Raw genomic sequence first — 15,311 nt, forward strand, 5'->3', positions numbered from 1 at the left:
GTTACTCACCTAATAGAGACACGTGCACCTTTACAACAACCTTACGAATTTTTATAGGCTTATCGTCAACCGCTAAAAGAGGACGATGAATATCCGATGGGAAAAATACCGTATAATACCCTTCTGGACAGTGGATGTGACCTTCATCGACAGATTCATTAGGATAAAAATAGCAGTCTCGTTCAGGATAGGATTCGATAGGCTTTACTCGGCCATGGTCCACAAAAAAGCCCATATTCTCTTGACCCTTCACCATAAACTGTATATCTATATAATTTTTATGAGATTCTGGTTTTGTAGTTTCAAATAATTTTGTTTCTACATCATCTACATTGGCATACATCATATCGCCTTCGATAGCATGACGACCTCCTGGCAATTCTTGTAAATCAGTGTTTTTTAAGAAATCAAGGGCTCGAACAATGGCTGCTGGGTAGCCCATTTTTGTATAATCTGCATGTATACTGGAGAAAAACATAACTATATCCTTTCTGTAAGAACCATACTGTATAGACATACTATATTCAAATACAATATCAATATGATCTTTATACTCTTATCGTAGCACATAAAAAGCTTAGCTTCCACATAGGATTACATAAATATAAACCCTCCATACGCTACATATATGGAGGGTTTGTAAAATACTATTCAGTTTTATGACTTACGTCAAGACTGTTATACATATGAAGTTGTCTATGAAATTGTATATGCAGTTGTTACTTACATGTTAATTCATATTAGAATTAACTACATGGCCAATTTTATATTACTCTTGTTCCTTAAAAGCAGCGATTATTTCATCTGCTTGTTTGTGAGGAACCTCTTCATAACTGTAGAACTGACGATTAAATACGCCTTGACCTTGCGTCATGGAACGCAATACAGTAACATAATCTGACATTTCTGCCAACGGTACTTGCGCTTTAACAACAGATATACCAGTTCTTTCACTTTGTTCCATGCCTAATACACGACCTCGACGACTATTTAAATCGCCCATGATGTCACCCATGAAAGCATCTGGTGCAAACACGTTAACTTCATAGATTGGTTCTAATAGGACTGGTTTCGCCTTTGGAATTACATCCTTGATAGCCTGTGACGTAGCTACTTTAAATGCTAACTCTGAGGAGTCTACACTATGGTAAGATCCATCCAAGAGTGTCACTTGCACGCCAATCATAGGATATCCCGCAATTAAGCCTTTTTCTAGGGTTTCTCTGGCACCCTTTTCCACTGCTGGTATATATTGTCTTGGTACAGCACCACCAAAAATCTTGTCTACAAAGGCAAATTCTTGACCATCATATAATGGATCAACTTGAATTTTAACATGTCCATACTGACCATGACCGCCACTTTGTTTTTTATATTTCGATTCTGTTTCTGCAGATCCTTTAATTGTTTCACGGTATGGAATATATGGTGTTACAAGTTTCGCTTGTACGCCGTATTTACGGTCCATCTTGTTAAGGATATGTTCTAAGTGCACTTCGCCCATGCAGTCAATTTGCAATTGGCGAGCTTCCGGATTTTTCACAACTACACAAGTTGGATCTTCTTCGGCTACTTTTAACACAGCACTAGCTAATTTTTCCTCTTCACCTTTTTTCACAGCTTCCATAGCTATAGTATATAAAGGTTGAGGGAAACGAATCGCATCGTACTTCACCTTAAAATCAGGAGCTGTTAAGGTATCGCCTGTTTTTGCATTAGCTAATTTCGGTATCACTACGATATCGCCAGCTTTTGCGGCAGTCACTGGAATTTGTTGCTTCCCGATAAGGGTAACCATCTTATTCCATTTTTCCTCAGTTCCTTGATTAACGTTGAACAGCTTATCACCTTCTTTGAGTTCACCAGAGAAGATGCGTACAAAGCTTTGTTTGCCTGCGAATGGGTCAAGCAAGGTTTTAAACACGAATGCGGTTAGGGGTTTATCCACATGCACCACAACTGGTTCACCAGTGTCTGCTGATTCAGCAGTCATCACTTTTTTTGCTGCATCTGGCATATACCGAATCATTCTGTCTAATACTTGATCTAAGCCAATACGGGATGTGGCGCTGCCACACATGATTGGACACACACGGCCTGTAATCATCCCTTCGCGTAGACCTTGACGAATTTCTTCTAATGAAAGTTCTTCGCCTTCTAAATATTTTTCCAACAATTCATCGCTACCTTCAGCCGCGGCCTCTACGGTCATTTCCCGTATTTCTTGGGCCTTTTCGATAAGATGAGCCGGTACAGCAATCTCTGTTGGTTGGCCGTCTTTGTAAGTAAACGCAGTCATTTTGGCTACGTCTATAACGCCTTCAAAATTGGCACCTTCGCCAATTGGAATTTGGAGTGGCATAATTGCCTTGCCAAATAGTTCACGCATACGTTCAATAGTACCGAAGAAATCAGCACCATCAACGTCCATTTTATTGATAAATGCCATACGTGGCATTTGTAATTCAACAGCATAATCCCACGCGCGCACCGTATCTGTTTCAACGCCAGTCGTTGCAGATAATACCATTAACATGCCATCACAAGCACGCAATGCGGCACGAACTTCGCCATGGAATTCATTGTAACCCGGTGTATCAATAAAGTTAACCTTATGGTCATGCCATTCACAAGGGGCCATACCCAATTGAATCGTTACATTCCGTTTAATCTCTTCTGGCTCAAAGTCCATAATATGTTTATTATCTTGACCACGGCCAACAAAATCAACAGCACCAGAGGTTAATAACAAGGATTCTACTAAAGCCGTTTTCCCCGCCCCATCGTGGGACACCACAGCTACATTACGAATCTGATCACTACTATATTCTTTCATCGGAATCGCCTCCTTATGTGAAACTTTGAGTTCTTGATATATGATTTCGACGTAATACTATAAAAATCCTCTTTTTCCGAAAAAATATTTATCGAAAAAAGAGGATTTTTTATAATAATGAAATTATCGGCCTACCAAGGCTGCACAGCCACCAAAAAGAGCCATGAAAATAAGCGAAATAATGACGAAGATAACAAATGTTACGATACCGGCAATGAATACTTGCATCTTAGTCAACGTAGTTTGTCTTGCCATCAATTCAAGGCCTACCCACACGGATAAGACAAAAATTACTAAAGAGCCTAAATTAGAAATAAGCTTGGATAATGTAGAGCTACCAAATAGGCCACCGAAGATAGCCATGAGAATAAAAACAATTGTATACACACAAGTACATAATAATACTTCATAACCTTGTAGATACCATTGGACCTTCATAACAGACTGTACATCGTCAGTACCGCCCATTTTTACAGCCACCCAGTTAAATACATAGGACCCAACAGCCACCATGACAAAGGACCAAATGATACTAGCAATATAGGCTAGAATAAAGAAGAAGCCTACGCCAGCCCCAAGGAGCATGCCCATAGCAGAAAATTCGTTTCTAGGAAGCAATGGGAACAACAAGGCCCCAAACAAACCTAGTAAAATGTAAGGAATCGCCCATAAGAGCGCTGTCCCTAAGAAGCCCTTTTTCAATGTACCATACTGTACGACTTGATCGATACCACCCTTGAATGGTTGAGTCAATAGATTCCAAAAGTCAGAATACCATTTTGTTTCCATAAAATCACCTCATATAATAAAACAAAATAAACTATGTTCTTATTATATCTGGGTTTTATTTATATTTCTACATAAATATAAAAATTATAAACAATTTAATCAATAATCTATATCAATGTGTTTAAAACGACCCAGTTCGCTTACCGTAATGCTTGGAATCCCCATTTTTCTTCCATCCAACAGTATCACCAATGGACATAACGCGACGCGTCAAGCAATCTTTACATTTATCTGCATTATCATCCACGCATGGTTTATTATCATATAACAAATATTTGGCACGATGTTCTGGGATTGTAATGATAGGCATCAAAATATTGGCACCTGCAGCGAGCCCCTTTTCACGACCTAGTGGATCTAATGCTTGTAACGCTGTAGTAGCTGCAATATTTACGTCTTTCAAGAATAGACGCGTTAAGGCAATCATCTTGAGCCCTAGTTGAATACGGCGCAATTTACCAGCCTCATCATCAATGCCCATTGCTAATGCCTCTTGGCCTAATGGCGTATCATGATGCACCACATAGGGACCCATGCCAATCATATCGATATCCATATCACGGTAGAACAAGATATCGTTCACAAGGTCTTCCTCTGTTTGCCCAGGCAGACCAATCATAACGCCTGTACCCACTTGAAATCCTACACGACGCAAACGGCGTAGACATTCAACTCGAGTTTCAAAGGAATGTAGTTCATCGCGAGGATGAATTTTGTGATATAGCTCTTTATTCGTCGTTTCAATGCGCAATAGGTAACGGCTAGCACCCGCCTCACGCATGCGGCGGTACGCCTCTTCACTTTGCTCCCCTACGCACATCGTAATACCAAGGGAACCATCGCCGATGGCTTTGATGTCGCGGATAAGATCGACTACATAATCGACAAATACATCATCACAACGTTCTCCAGATTGAAGCGTAATAGAACCATATTCATGGTCATACGCCCACTGCGCCATCTTGATGATATCTTCACGATTCATATCAAAGCGTTCCGTCTTATCATTTTCGCGGCGAATACCGCAGTAATTACAGTTTTTAATGCATCGGTTCGAGAATTCGATGAGGCCACGATAATACGCTACAGGTTGTACATATTTTGCCTTCACTTCGTACGCTTTTTTATATATTAGCTGCAACTGTTCTTCATCAGTTACAGACATAAGAAATCTTAGCTCATCCTCTGTCAGCCATTCATCGCCGACGAGGTCTTTTGTGAGAATATCTTGCACTTGCAAATCATCACTTCCTTTCATAACGAATCGTCATCGATTCGCTTGGTATCGTAATAGATTCAATATCTGTAACGCAGACAAATCCATTAATTTCGCGTGGTAAATCTCTCACATGCTTTACTTGGTTCATCAAACATGCATGCGCCATCATACCACGACTCATTTTGGAGGACGTACTCATCTGTTTAAATGTGTCGCCTCGTAATTCCCAAAATTCAACGGTTACCACCTTTGGATGGTTCACCATTTTTGCATATTCTTTAGACGCTAAACTTAGGATCCAATCCTCCTTGTGAAAGTATGCATCCACCGCTTCACGCCAGGTTTCATATAAATTTATCCCTACCTTATCGACCATATCTAATCGATAGTCTCTAACGCCCATCGTAGGCTCTACAATGCCGTATAATGCAGACATAATAGCGAGATGAGTTTCACCAAAAGCCTTTGCCTCATCAGATAGTCCTGCCCAATCTAAATATTTAAAGGCAATGCCATCATAGCTTTCACAAGCAAGACCTACAGGATGGGCCTCAAACTCTTGATAAAAATCAAAGAGAGCTTGCGCCTTATCTTCCTTTAGTTTTAGGGCCTTGCCAAGTGCTGCTACATCGAGAGATTGTACATGTTTTACAATCTTTTGCGTAATCTGAGGCTGAAATTGACCGTCACGGACCGCAACTGTTGCATCGGAAATTGTTTTTGTCTTACTAGGAGAGAGGACGATTTTCATGGGATAATTCCGCCTTGATACTTTCCTCTGTCAAATTGTCGATAAGATCTGGATTCCACAACATGAGAGGCACGGCCACAACGTGACTAGCTTTCATTTCTTTACACAATTTAATGCATTCTGCCAAATAAGGAGATTCATTATCGTGGATATCGCAAATGATAACTACATGGCGTCCCTTAAGATTAACCCCTTCGTAATCGATGCTTTCACCAGACACCGTAAGCAAACCGGTTTCCAAACGGCCTTCACTCATATCATTTACGCGAGACATTAAAATATGCTCAAGCATAGTGGATACAGGTGTTACAACAGGGCCTGTACCAACGAGGGCCTCTGGTTGGGCATGAACGATAACAGTTTTCTTGCGTTTATCCGTTCTAAACTCCATGAGTGCATGTTCTAATGCGGAGAAGAACACAAATAATTGCCAAGGATCTAAGGATCCTGTTTGGAACATATCGATAATAGCGCCATCCTCTTCGATGTTAAGGCGCGCTAATAATTCTTCTGCAATGTCGTGAACGACCTCTTTATAATCTGATTGTAAAGGTGCATTTAATTCATTCATATCTTTTTCTGTTGTCATGAAATCCTCCCAAAAACATATATAAACTGCTATACCAGCAAATTAAATTTTATTCTTTATTGTACCATATTTCACAGGCTTATACGTTACTACAACTACATTTCATAAATCTATTTGGTTCTAGTTCTAGACAAAATAAAATACCGCCTATTTCTGTGAAAGCTTTCACAAAAACAAGCGGTATATATTAGCCTATAACTAATAAGTAAATATTCATCAATGTTACGATAATACCAATGCCCCAAAGAATAATCCCCGTAAATCGGCGGTTCGTATAAGCGCCCATCACACGACGGCTACTCGTCATATATAATTGCAAGAATATGGTAATCGGCAACTGTAAACTCAAGAACATTTGCGAAACGAGCAATGCTTGAAAGGAGTCCGTAATAAACAAGATCAATAATAGTGCAGGAATATATGTTAACCCCAATCCCAAGCGACTATGAAAATCCTTCATATCATAAGACTCGCCAAACATGCCCGCAAATATACTCGCCCCAGCCATACCGGCTGTCGCCGATGATGCAAGGCCGGCAAATAGCAAGGCCAAAGCAAAGATGGTACCTGCAGCAGGTCCAATTAAAGGTCTCAATAATTCCTCTGCCTGTTCTAATTCGGTAACAGCAATGCCATGACTAAAAAATACGGCCGCTGCCAACAAAATCATTGCGGAATTAATCATCCAACCAATGCCCATAGATAATAATGTATCTACGAATTCATAGCGCAACTGGCGATGCATAATCTCCTTATCTTGTCGATTGAACTGACGACTTTGGATAACCTCGGAGTGCAAAAACAAATTATGAGGCATAACGACGGCCCCTAAAATGCTCAGGATAACGAGCATCGATTCGTTAGGTATGCTCGGATTGACCCAGCCAATACCCGCTGCAGCCCAATTAACATCGACCATATTGACCTCCACAAGGTAGGCCAATGCGATAAGAGATACAAACCCAGCTATGATACGTTCTAATTTACTATAGGAGTTTGTAATGAGCATAATTGTGCATACGATAGCCGTTAATACGCTACCGATAACGAGAGGGATGCCGAACAGCATCTTCAATGCAATGGCAGCGCCAATAAATTCCGCCAGCGCCGTGGCTACGGCTGCAATCCCCGCTGTACTGAGCACCGTACGAGATAACCATTTCGGTAAGAATTCATAAGCACATTCTGCTAAACATTGCCCCCGTACAATGCCTAGATGGGCCACATTATGCTGCAATAAGATAAGCATAAGTGTAGATAATGTTACAACCCATAGCAATTCATAACCATAGCTAGCACCAGCTGCTAAGTTAGCCGCCCAGTTACCGGGGTCGATAAATCCGACGGTTACAATAATACCCGGTCCGATATATTTAAATACTTCACTAACATGTTGTTTGCCATTCTGATGGACGGTAAACAACTTATTTTTAAGAAAATTAATCATGTTATTCCCTTATAGGGATTATAGAGTGAACGTCATTTCTGTTTGCACACGTGCATCTGCTTTAGATTTACCATCCTTGGAACCTGTATAGCGAATACGAACATCACCGTTAGTCTTTACACGAGAATCATCAATCTTGAATTTCTTCATTTTTTCCTTAATTTGTTCATCTGTTAACGCCCGTTCTTTTGGCTTAGCCACTTCATCAGTGGCCGCATCGAGAGATTCCTGTTGTTTTTCGGATACCTTTACATCTTTACCAGATTTCTTAACGCGTTTTTCATCTAATTTTTGACGGCGTTCTTCGGTGAGTTTCTTATCTCGTTCAATGCGATAATCCATGACATCACGCATGTTTTCTTGGTAAATACGCAACGCAAATTGACGATCATTGTCGTTCATTTGTTCCCGTTTTTCTACGACTTCGTCAAGCAAGGGCATCAACTCATCCTTTGTATAGCTAGTGCTATCATCGAATGTAAATCCATGTGTGTCCGTAATGGCCCCATGTTTTACCAGTGTCTTCAACGCCTTATAGGTCCAATCATTTGGTGTAATAAGGTTAGCACTACCAGGATGTGCAGCAGATACTACCTTAACATCATCAGTACTCATACCATCTACCACGGGACGGGCACTAGGAATTGCAAAGTCTTCCGCATGTGCCACCCCAAAAGATGCCACTAAACAAAGAGCACCCACACCAAGAGCGCGACGAATCATTGTTAATCGACGTGTATATTGTGTATTCATAAATGTCTCCTTAAATTAAATTTTATACAATTTATTATAAGCAATTAGATATGAATACGTCAACTCTATCCCCTTTCCTTACACTGTATAGTTAATCATAACCACCCGTAGAACGGGTGGTTTGCTCTGACCCTATAAGGGTCTTTCTCTAGTGGTGGCCCTCTAAAGAGGGCTTTGAATGATCTGACAACCACTCTATTACCACTGGCTGCCCCCTACTCGGGGGCTTTTATTTTGCCTATTTTACCGGCTCACCCGTAAACGGGTCGGTATATTCTTTAAAGTTTAATGTATCTTGTGCTATATCTTCTTGTAATTGATTGCGAATATACTCTTTTATCGCTCCTTCGTATCTTCCCACTGTATCCACATAATATCCTCTACACCAGAAATGTCTATTTCCATACTTATATTTTAAATTTGCGTGTTTATCGAATATCATGAGGCTACTTTTGCTTTTTAAATATCCCATAAAACTTGATACACTTAAATGTGGTGGAATAGTTACTAACATATGAATATGATCCGGACAGCATTCTGCCTCTATAATCTCTACATTTTTTCTATTACATAAATCTCTTAAAATTTTACCTACATCAGCTTTTATCCGTCCATAAATTATTTGCCTTCTATACTTTGGTGCAAAAACAATATGATATTTACATCTCCATTTACTATGTGATAAGCTTTTTACGTCATTCATTGACATTGAACCTCCTATGTTGAAATGTTGTGGTTGCCAGACCAACTTCATTTTACCACTAGGAGGTTCTTTCCTTTTCTCTAAGAATTTTTTACCGACCCCCAGTTTAACTGGGGGTTTAGTCATGCCTATTCGGCGTACAACAATAAAAAAGACCTCACATCAGACGATGTGAGGTCTCAGCATGGCGGAGGATTAGGGATTCGAACCCTAGCGACGGTAACCCGCCCTAACGATTTAGCAAACCGTCCTCTTCAGCCTCTTGAGTAATCCTCCATGCTTTACTGGGTAATCATATCATACCCAGTAAGGCGTTGTCAATTGAATTATTTCAACATAGATTCAATGAACCAAATTTGTTTTACATAATACTCAATGTGGTCTTCCATCATGTTGGAAAGCAAGAAATTATCTTCTTCACCAGCTGCTTCACGAATAGCAGCCGCTTGATCCTTCATATATTTGAAGTCATGAAGTAAAATTTCGATAACTTTATGTTGAGGAATATCTTCTTGACCTAATTCACCGATTTTTGCCAATTTAGCATATTCAACAGAGTTTACCAATGGGAATTCACCTTGCATTTTTACATGTTCAGCTACTGCATCAAAATATTCAAAGGCTTCATCATAAATGGATTCCAAGTATTCATGGATAGATTTGAATTGTGGACCAGTTACATTGAAATGAAGATTGTGTAATTTTACATTCCATACGGAAAGATCTGCTAAATATTGATTTACTTGTTGTACGTTTTTCATAATAATTACTCCTTTTTCATTTAATTCTCAATTATAATTTATCCTAATATAGGACAAATCTTGTCGGCTTCTAAACCTGTTATTTATTTATGTAATTTGTAATCAATATTGATTACATAATTATATTAACAATAATGATTTTCCTTGTCAATAACTTTATCGATTTTTTTCAATGATTTTTTTATGAAACAAAAAACCTCTTACCATCAGATATGCATCTAACAAGCAAGAGGTCTAAGCCAGTCTATTTATATATAGTATTCTATGTAGTTTTCAGGATATGGGCTATCATTCGATGCACCATTTTTATTCTTTCGTCTAGGTTTCCGAACATACATATTTTCCGGATCTGTTTCAAAGATAACCATATCTTTCGGAATATCGTGTTTTATAACTAGATTACAACCGATTTTAGTGCGCGCTCCAATCGTAATATCCCCTAAAATTTTTGTACCTGTACCAATGAGAACATCATCTTCAATGGTGGGATGGCGTTTTGTTTTCTTAGAGGACATACCGCCCAATGTTACTTGGTGGAACAATGTCACATTATCTCCGACGACGGCGGTTTCACCGATAACAACACCCATACCATGGTCAATAAATAAGCCTCGACCTATGGTAGCACCCGGATGAATCTCAATGCCTGTTACATGACGAGAATGAAGTGCTATACGGCGTGCCAATGTAGGCCATCCCGCCTTATAAAGGCGATGCGCAAAGAAATGCCAGAACAAAGCCGTAATATGAGGATACGTCCATATAACCATCCACACATTAGTGGCCGCTGGGTCAGAATCCATGACGCGTTTAATATTATATTGAATTTTGCCCCATAACTCGCGCAAACCTTGCATCATAAGTACTCCATATCTACGTTCATTACACGAACAGTGTGTCTATCAAAAATATAACGCCCTTGGATACTCCCAAGGGCGTAAGTCACGGTTTTAACGATCACCAAACTATACACTGGGTATAATCATTTGTACACTCTATAAATATATTCCTACTCTAACACCTAGGAATATATCTGTCAAGAATTTTGAGGGTCTTTAAAGCCCGCAGTTTATAGGAAATAACTGAGTTTATCGTATGTTTCCAAGCGTGCTAATCACCGAATCCCACGTAATAGGTACCGTCATAATGGCGACGGCAATTCCTATCCACAAAAGACTGCCCACGATAACTATAAGCCTAGAGAGCACAAACTGAAAAGCCCTACTATTGCCATATAAGATGATGTTCTTTCGTTCATGCAATACAATATGGCCCCATAAAAAGCCAGCCAAGGTATACGTTAAAATATGTGGATCTAATATCAAATAAGAAACCACATCTGGCATATGCTCTTTTCTAGATATAATTGGTGAAAGCAAGCCATTCACTTCAACGGCCCAAAGTTTATACCAGAATAACATCAATAAGGCAGGCCACATAGAACGCCATGTCATCCATAAAACATAACAATAATTTACCAACGCCCCTGCTACTTGATTATGATGCTTGTGTATATATCGTTCCATCCGCGACTCTGAACCATAACTTTGCTCAATTTGCCAATAGTGAAACTGTACATTTCGTTCCCCATGTGTAAAATCTACGAATGCCAAGGTTTGTAGTAGGACGAGAGCAAATATAACAATGGTAACGAGCTGAAACCATTCACTAAACAGCCAGCTAGACGGCACCATACTGTCTGTTACAGTAATGTCGATGCGCAATACTAATAGTATCAACGCTATATAAGCACTCCATCGTGTCCATCGGCTGTATGTATGTAATGAACTATGACTACCAACGACGAGCGCTGCTGGATGCAAAGACAATAATAGGCCAAATACAAAGCAAAATATGATTGCCGAGATGACAGCTATAAATTCGTAATTCATCTTAACGGTACGCTACGCGTTCAGGCTGCATATCATGGAAATGAAGGCGCTCTTTCGCCGTCTTTTCCCACTCTGTACCAGGCTTGCCGTAATTTGCATATGGATCGATGGACAAACCACCGCGCGGTGTAAACTTGCCCCATACTTCGATGTACTTAGGTTCCATCAACTTAATGAGGTCCTTCATGATGATGTTGATACAATCTTCGTGAAAATCCCCATGGTTGCGGAAACTAAATAGATATAATTTTAAAGACTTGGACTCCACCATTTTCTTATCTGGTACATACGAAATATAGATGGTCGCAAAGTCTGGTTGACCTGTCATAGGACACAAGCTTGTAAACTCAGGACAGTTAAACTTAACGAAATAATCATTATCAGGATGTTTGTTATCAAATGCCTCTAACACCTGTGGTGCATAATCAGTAGGATAATCGGTCTTGTGACCTAACATCGTTACGCCTTGTAACTCTTTTTCAGATCTGCCGGATGCCATAAGGAACCTCTTTCTATAAAATAATATAATATATGGAGTAATTCATACGATACTTAATTATATCATAGGAGGTTCAACCTCATTATATTTACGCTTCTATATACGTAACTAATTGTTTAAGATGTTCTAAAATAATGATTATATTGATCTCCAAAGATTAATACCACCAATAGTAAACGCGATTAGTTTTATCAATATACCACTTTCAACTTGTATGCCCCAACCAATAAAACAAATACCTATAATTATACTTGATATACGGGCAAAATAACTTGTTTTACTATATTTCAATAAACGTATAGCCTTTTTTATACCTTCCACAAACCGGCCTTCCTTTATATATCTATGAATGACTTTTATTTCCCCAATATTTAGATATATAAATATCGCATTAATAGCTCCAAAACAGGCTATAGCATCTATCTTACGATACGGTCCATCTCCTAACTGAAGTAGTGAGTATACAAGAGCTACATCCAATAAAAAAAGAACAACAAACATATATATAGCTTTAAAAAAATTTTTATTGTTAGCAGACATTCCTACTTCTGTAAGAGTATAATACATTTGTGACAAGTGAATAAAAAATGAGAAGGAACTCTGTTATAATGAAGTTGCTTAATCCAAACATTACAACAAAAGGAGTTCCTTCTCATGCATTCTATTATAACTGAAGAATTAAGATTTCGTAAACGAGTATGTGAATATGCTATAAAGTATGGAAATAATGCTGAAGCTGCACGTCGCTATCATACTAGTAGACAACAAGTACAACGTTGGGTGAAGCGTTTCGACGGGACTATTGATTCACTTCGATTGTATAGTCGTAAACCACATTCTCATCCTAATCAACACACTGAGGAAGAACTAGCACTTATCAAGCGTATGCATTCTAAGTTTAAACATGAAGGGCTGTCTCAAGTATATGTTGAGGCAAAAAAGCGTGGTTATAAACGCTCATATGGCTCTATGTGCCGACAAATCAGGTGTCATATTAAAGAGAAAAAGGTTGTTAAATCTGTTCCTAAAAGCAAGTGGAAACCGGATATAATAACATATCCAGGAGAAAAGGTTCAGATTGATATAAAATACGTACCTCGCGAGAGTTTAGCCTTTTCAACACAAGGAAAATCTTACTATCAACTTACAGCTATTGATGAGTTTTCTAGAAAGAGAATTCTAAAAATTATAGATGAAAAAAGTGTTACTAATACAAGTCGCTTCTTATTAAATTTAGAAGCCAAAATGGGATTTCCTATTCATACAATACAAACAGATAATGGTCGTGAATTTACAAACTATGGAGTAAAAGATCGAGAGTGTTTATTTGATATTGTATTAAAAAGATTAGGAATAGAGCATAAAACGACAAGACCATTTTCTCCGTGGCAGAATGGAAAGGTAGAGCGCAGTCATCGAATTGATAGTGAAAGATTTTATTCTCGTAAGTTTAATAGTATGGAGAGTTTTCTAAAAGCACATAGTCGATATGCTAATAGATATAATAACATTGCACAAAAAGTCTTAAACTTTAAATCACCAAACCAAGTTATAACAGAGTACTTTATGAATCAAAAGGCATAAGTATTTGTCACAAATGTTTGATTACTCTAGATATTGTTAGCAGACATTCCTACTTCTCTCTTGACTCTAATCTTCACCCTATATGCACTAGTAATTTTATATACATCATTAGGATAACATAGTTGATTTTTTTAGCAAAGTATATGTCTATGACTCCTACAAAACAAACTATTAACTTATTCTAGCTTAATTTAAATTGCATGAAATTAAAGTTTATAATAAAATATTCATATACATCTGATAACATTAGTTTATTCAGAACGATATAACACCTTATGGAGGTCCCTTATGAAACTAAAACAGCTTATTTTATCTAGCATCGCTCTAGGTGCGTTAGCTTTCACAGTAGGCATGGCGCAACCAGCACATGCAGCAATCGGCATGGAAACACCTGCGCCAGCACAAAATTTAGAGAAACCTGCATCTGTAACGACACAACATCACATCAATGTAGATGGCAAGGTATTAGAACCGGTAAAAGACCATCAAAATGTAGCCTATGTAGACGGTCAACCGCTCGTAGCACTGCGCCAAGTATCGGAAGCGTTAGGCTATAAGGTGGCGTGGGACGCACCAACAAAAACAGCATTGGTAGATATGAGTATTGCTACACTAGCCATCCAACCAGATCAAGCGCAAATCGTAAGAAAGGGCAAGTTGCAAATCATCAACCTTGATACATCCGAATCTATGCTGCCTACACCGCGCATGATAGATGGTCAATTGTTCGTGAGCCCTAGTGCATTCAAATTACTATTAAATGACGTAAAAATCACGAAGAACGAAATTTTCATCGCTCCACAACGGGCTCAGCTAGCATCCACAACCAATACGAATGTACCTCACAAAAACGAAATCAGTACATTCTTGCCGCCATCAGACAATACGTCTGCCAAGGTAGAGACTAGTTCCAAAGTGGAGTCCAACACGAAATCCACTACAAAGGACGAACCTCTTATCAAGGTTAAACATACACAAACAACTGACAACAACACAAAATAATAATACAAATAGTAAAGCCCTTCGGATGCAACCGAAGGGCTTTGGTATATGCAAGAACGGCAGTTCTAACAAGGACCGCCGTTTTGTTATCCCCTATTATTTAAAGAGGGTGTTAAACAAGTTTTGCAACAAGGAAAGCAAAGAGCTAAGAATATCTTGTACTGTTTTATCTGTATTATTTGTAGTGTTAGCTGTTGTTACAGAACCAGCTGTTTTAGTAGGCTCTACAGTTGTTGTCGTTTTTGCAGTAGGAGCTGGTGTAACTGTAGTTGTTACAGGTTCCACAGGGGCTCTACCAGTAGATGGTGTAGGTGTCAAAACTGGTGGGCGAATGGAATCAGTATATTTATAGCCATAAGATGCGTTAGCTGGTTGTGCTGTAAATGCTACAACGCCTAAAGCCATAACAGACGCCATAAGTGTTATAGATAATTTTTTAGCTTTTCTCATAAGAAACCTCCTAATAAAACACATATATAATCCACT

17 protein-coding genes and 1 tRNA gene are annotated in these 15,311 nt (G+C 38.8%); 2 read left to right on the forward strand and 16 right to left on the reverse strand.

What is annotated here, in order from left to right:
- Position 1: 1 nt before the first annotated feature.
- The 15 genes from HMPREF1477_RS05120 to HMPREF1477_RS05190 form a co-directional block, all read right to left on the reverse strand.
- The gene (locus tag HMPREF1477_RS05120; RefSeq protein WP_016476058.1) at positions 2–478 is read right to left on the reverse strand and encodes a YhcH/YjgK/YiaL family protein; all 477 of its coding nucleotides are present in this window, start codon (positions 476–478) and stop codon (positions 2–4) included.
- A 291-nt stretch (positions 479–769) separates the two neighbouring features.
- Positions 770–2,836 carry an elongation factor G gene (gene fusA / locus HMPREF1477_RS05125; RefSeq protein WP_016476059.1) on the reverse strand — a complete coding sequence of 689 codons (2,067 nt, stop codon included), beginning with the start codon at positions 2,834–2,836 and terminating at the stop codon, positions 770–772.
- 123 nt (positions 2,837–2,959) lie between these two features.
- Positions 2,960–3,625 carry a hypothetical protein gene (locus tag HMPREF1477_RS05130; RefSeq protein WP_016476060.1) on the reverse strand — a complete coding sequence of 222 codons (666 nt, stop codon included), beginning with the start codon at positions 3,623–3,625 and terminating at the stop codon, positions 2,960–2,962.
- Positions 3,626–3,746: 121 nt separating this feature from the next.
- Positions 3,747–4,883: a [FeFe] hydrogenase H-cluster radical SAM maturase HydE gene (gene hydE / locus HMPREF1477_RS05135; protein ID WP_016476061.1), complete on the reverse strand. Its 1,137-nt coding sequence runs from the start codon at positions 4,881–4,883 to the stop codon at positions 3,747–3,749.
- Positions 4,870–5,595, reverse strand: a complete 726-nt coding sequence (locus HMPREF1477_RS05140; RefSeq protein ID WP_016476062.1) for a YaaA family protein — start codon at positions 5,593–5,595, stop codon at positions 4,870–4,872. Before HMPREF1477_RS05140 ends, hydE begins: the two co-directional genes overlap by 14 nt.
- Positions 5,573–6,184, reverse strand: a complete 612-nt coding sequence (locus HMPREF1477_RS05145; protein ID WP_016476063.1) for a hypothetical protein — start codon at positions 6,182–6,184, stop codon at positions 5,573–5,575. Before HMPREF1477_RS05145 ends, HMPREF1477_RS05140 begins: the two co-directional genes overlap by 23 nt.
- Positions 6,185–6,371: 187 nt before the next feature.
- Positions 6,372–7,631, reverse strand: coding sequence for an Nramp family divalent metal transporter (locus HMPREF1477_RS05150; RefSeq protein ID WP_005380011.1), 1,260 nt, complete (start codon positions 7,629–7,631; stop codon positions 6,372–6,374).
- 18 nt (positions 7,632–7,649) lie between these two features.
- Positions 7,650–8,384, reverse strand: coding sequence for a hypothetical protein (locus HMPREF1477_RS05155; RefSeq protein ID WP_009661818.1), 735 nt, complete (start codon positions 8,382–8,384; stop codon positions 7,650–7,652).
- Positions 8,385–8,622: 238 nt separating this feature from the next.
- Positions 8,623–9,087, reverse strand: a complete 465-nt coding sequence (tnpA, locus tag HMPREF1477_RS05160) for an IS200/IS605 family transposase (RefSeq protein ID WP_005375295.1) — start codon at positions 9,085–9,087, stop codon at positions 8,623–8,625.
- A 185-nt stretch (positions 9,088–9,272) separates the two neighbouring features.
- Positions 9,273–9,363, reverse strand: a tRNA-Ser gene (locus HMPREF1477_RS05165).
- Between the two features lie 50 nt (positions 9,364–9,413).
- Positions 9,414–9,848: a DNA starvation/stationary phase protection protein gene (locus HMPREF1477_RS05170; protein WP_016476064.1), complete on the reverse strand. Its 435-nt coding sequence runs from the start codon at positions 9,846–9,848 to the stop codon at positions 9,414–9,416.
- A gap of 248 nt (positions 9,849–10,096) precedes the next feature.
- The gene (gene epsC / locus HMPREF1477_RS05175) at positions 10,097–10,708 is read right to left on the reverse strand and encodes a serine O-acetyltransferase EpsC (RefSeq protein WP_005381969.1); all 612 of its coding nucleotides are present in this window, start codon (positions 10,706–10,708) and stop codon (positions 10,097–10,099) included.
- A gap of 228 nt (positions 10,709–10,936) precedes the next feature.
- Complete coding sequence (locus HMPREF1477_RS05180) at positions 10,937–11,740, reverse strand: hypothetical protein (RefSeq protein ID WP_016476065.1); 804 nt, start codon at positions 11,738–11,740, stop codon at positions 10,937–10,939.
- A gap of 1 nt (position 11,741) precedes the next feature.
- On the reverse strand, positions 11,742–12,239 hold the full coding sequence (gene queF, locus HMPREF1477_RS05185; RefSeq protein ID WP_005375471.1) for a preQ(1) synthase: 498 nt from the start codon (positions 12,237–12,239) through the stop codon (positions 11,742–11,744).
- 138 nt (positions 12,240–12,377) lie between these two features.
- Positions 12,378–12,779, reverse strand: a complete 402-nt coding sequence (locus HMPREF1477_RS05190; RefSeq protein ID WP_038148081.1) for a hypothetical protein — start codon at positions 12,777–12,779, stop codon at positions 12,378–12,380.
- Positions 12,780–12,893: 114 nt separating this feature from the next.
- On the opposite strand from HMPREF1477_RS05190, the gene HMPREF1477_RS05195 reads away from it, so the two are divergent.
- Both HMPREF1477_RS05195 and HMPREF1477_RS05200 read left to right on the forward strand, forming a co-directional pair.
- The gene (locus HMPREF1477_RS05195; RefSeq protein ID WP_016475598.1) at positions 12,894–13,823 is read left to right on the forward strand and encodes an IS481 family transposase; all 930 of its coding nucleotides are present in this window, start codon (positions 12,894–12,896) and stop codon (positions 13,821–13,823) included.
- A gap of 288 nt (positions 13,824–14,111) precedes the next feature.
- Complete coding sequence (locus tag HMPREF1477_RS05200; protein WP_016476067.1) at positions 14,112–14,825, forward strand: copper amine oxidase N-terminal domain-containing protein; 714 nt, start codon at positions 14,112–14,114, stop codon at positions 14,823–14,825.
- Positions 14,826–14,921: 96 nt separating this feature from the next.
- Here HMPREF1477_RS05200 and HMPREF1477_RS05205 read toward each other — a convergent pair whose 3' ends face one another.
- The gene (locus tag HMPREF1477_RS05205; RefSeq protein WP_016476068.1) at positions 14,922–15,275 is read right to left on the reverse strand and encodes a hypothetical protein; all 354 of its coding nucleotides are present in this window, start codon (positions 15,273–15,275) and stop codon (positions 14,922–14,924) included.
- Between the last annotated feature and the right edge of the window lie 36 nt (positions 15,276–15,311).

Source organism: Veillonella sp. HPA0037, from assembly GCF_000411535.1.
Taxonomy (GTDB): Bacteria; Bacillota; Negativicutes; order Veillonellales; family Veillonellaceae; genus Veillonella; species Veillonella atypica.

Excerpts from the sequence above, each read along its gene's own strand:
- HMPREF1477_RS05155 (WP_009661818.1), bottom strand. The coding sequence starts at position 8,384 with ATGAATACACAATATACACGTCGATTAACAATGATTCGTCGCGCTCTT.
- HMPREF1477_RS05140 (WP_016476062.1), bottom strand. The coding sequence starts at position 5,595 with ATGAAAATCGTCCTCTCTCCTAGTAAGACAAAAACAATTTCCGATGCA.
- fusA (WP_016476059.1), bottom strand. The coding sequence starts at position 2,836 with ATGAAAGAATATAGTAGTGATCAGATTCGTAATGTAGCTGTGGTGTCC.
- HMPREF1477_RS05145 (WP_016476063.1), bottom strand. The coding sequence starts at position 6,184 with ATGACAACAGAAAAAGATATGAATGAATTAAATGCACCTTTACAATCA.
- HMPREF1477_RS05130 (WP_016476060.1), bottom strand. The coding sequence starts at position 3,625 with ATGGAAACAAAATGGTATTCTGACTTTTGGAATCTATTGACTCAACCA.
- HMPREF1477_RS05180 (WP_016476065.1), bottom strand. The coding sequence starts at position 11,740 with ATGAATTACGAATTTATAGCTGTCATCTCGGCAATCATATTTTGCTTT.
- epsC (WP_005381969.1), bottom strand. The coding sequence starts at position 10,708 with ATGATGCAAGGTTTGCGCGAGTTATGGGGCAAAATTCAATATAATATT.
- HMPREF1477_RS05170 (WP_016476064.1), bottom strand. The coding sequence starts at position 9,848 with ATGAAAAACGTACAACAAGTAAATCAATATTTAGCAGATCTTTCCGTA.
- HMPREF1477_RS05120 (WP_016476058.1), bottom strand. The coding sequence starts at position 478 with ATGTTTTTCTCCAGTATACATGCAGATTATACAAAAATGGGCTACCCA.
- HMPREF1477_RS05190 (WP_038148081.1), bottom strand. The coding sequence starts at position 12,779 with ATGTCTGCTAACAATAAAAATTTTTTTAAAGCTATATATATGTTTGTT.
- HMPREF1477_RS05200 (WP_016476067.1), top strand. The coding sequence starts at position 14,112 with ATGAAACTAAAACAGCTTATTTTATCTAGCATCGCTCTAGGTGCGTTA.
- HMPREF1477_RS05205 (WP_016476068.1), bottom strand. The coding sequence starts at position 15,275 with ATGAGAAAAGCTAAAAAATTATCTATAACACTTATGGCGTCTGTTATG.
- hydE (WP_016476061.1), bottom strand. The coding sequence starts at position 4,883 with ATGAAAGGAAGTGATGATTTGCAAGTGCAAGATATTCTCACAAAAGAC.
- queF (WP_005375471.1), bottom strand. The coding sequence starts at position 12,239 with ATGGCATCCGGCAGATCTGAAAAAGAGTTACAAGGCGTAACGATGTTA.
- tnpA (WP_005375295.1), bottom strand. The coding sequence starts at position 9,087 with ATGAATGACGTAAAAAGCTTATCACATAGTAAATGGAGATGTAAATAT.
- HMPREF1477_RS05150 (WP_005380011.1), bottom strand. The coding sequence starts at position 7,631 with ATGATTAATTTTCTTAAAAATAAGTTGTTTACCGTCCATCAGAATGGC.
- HMPREF1477_RS05195 (WP_016475598.1), top strand. The coding sequence starts at position 12,894 with ATGCATTCTATTATAACTGAAGAATTAAGATTTCGTAAACGAGTATGT.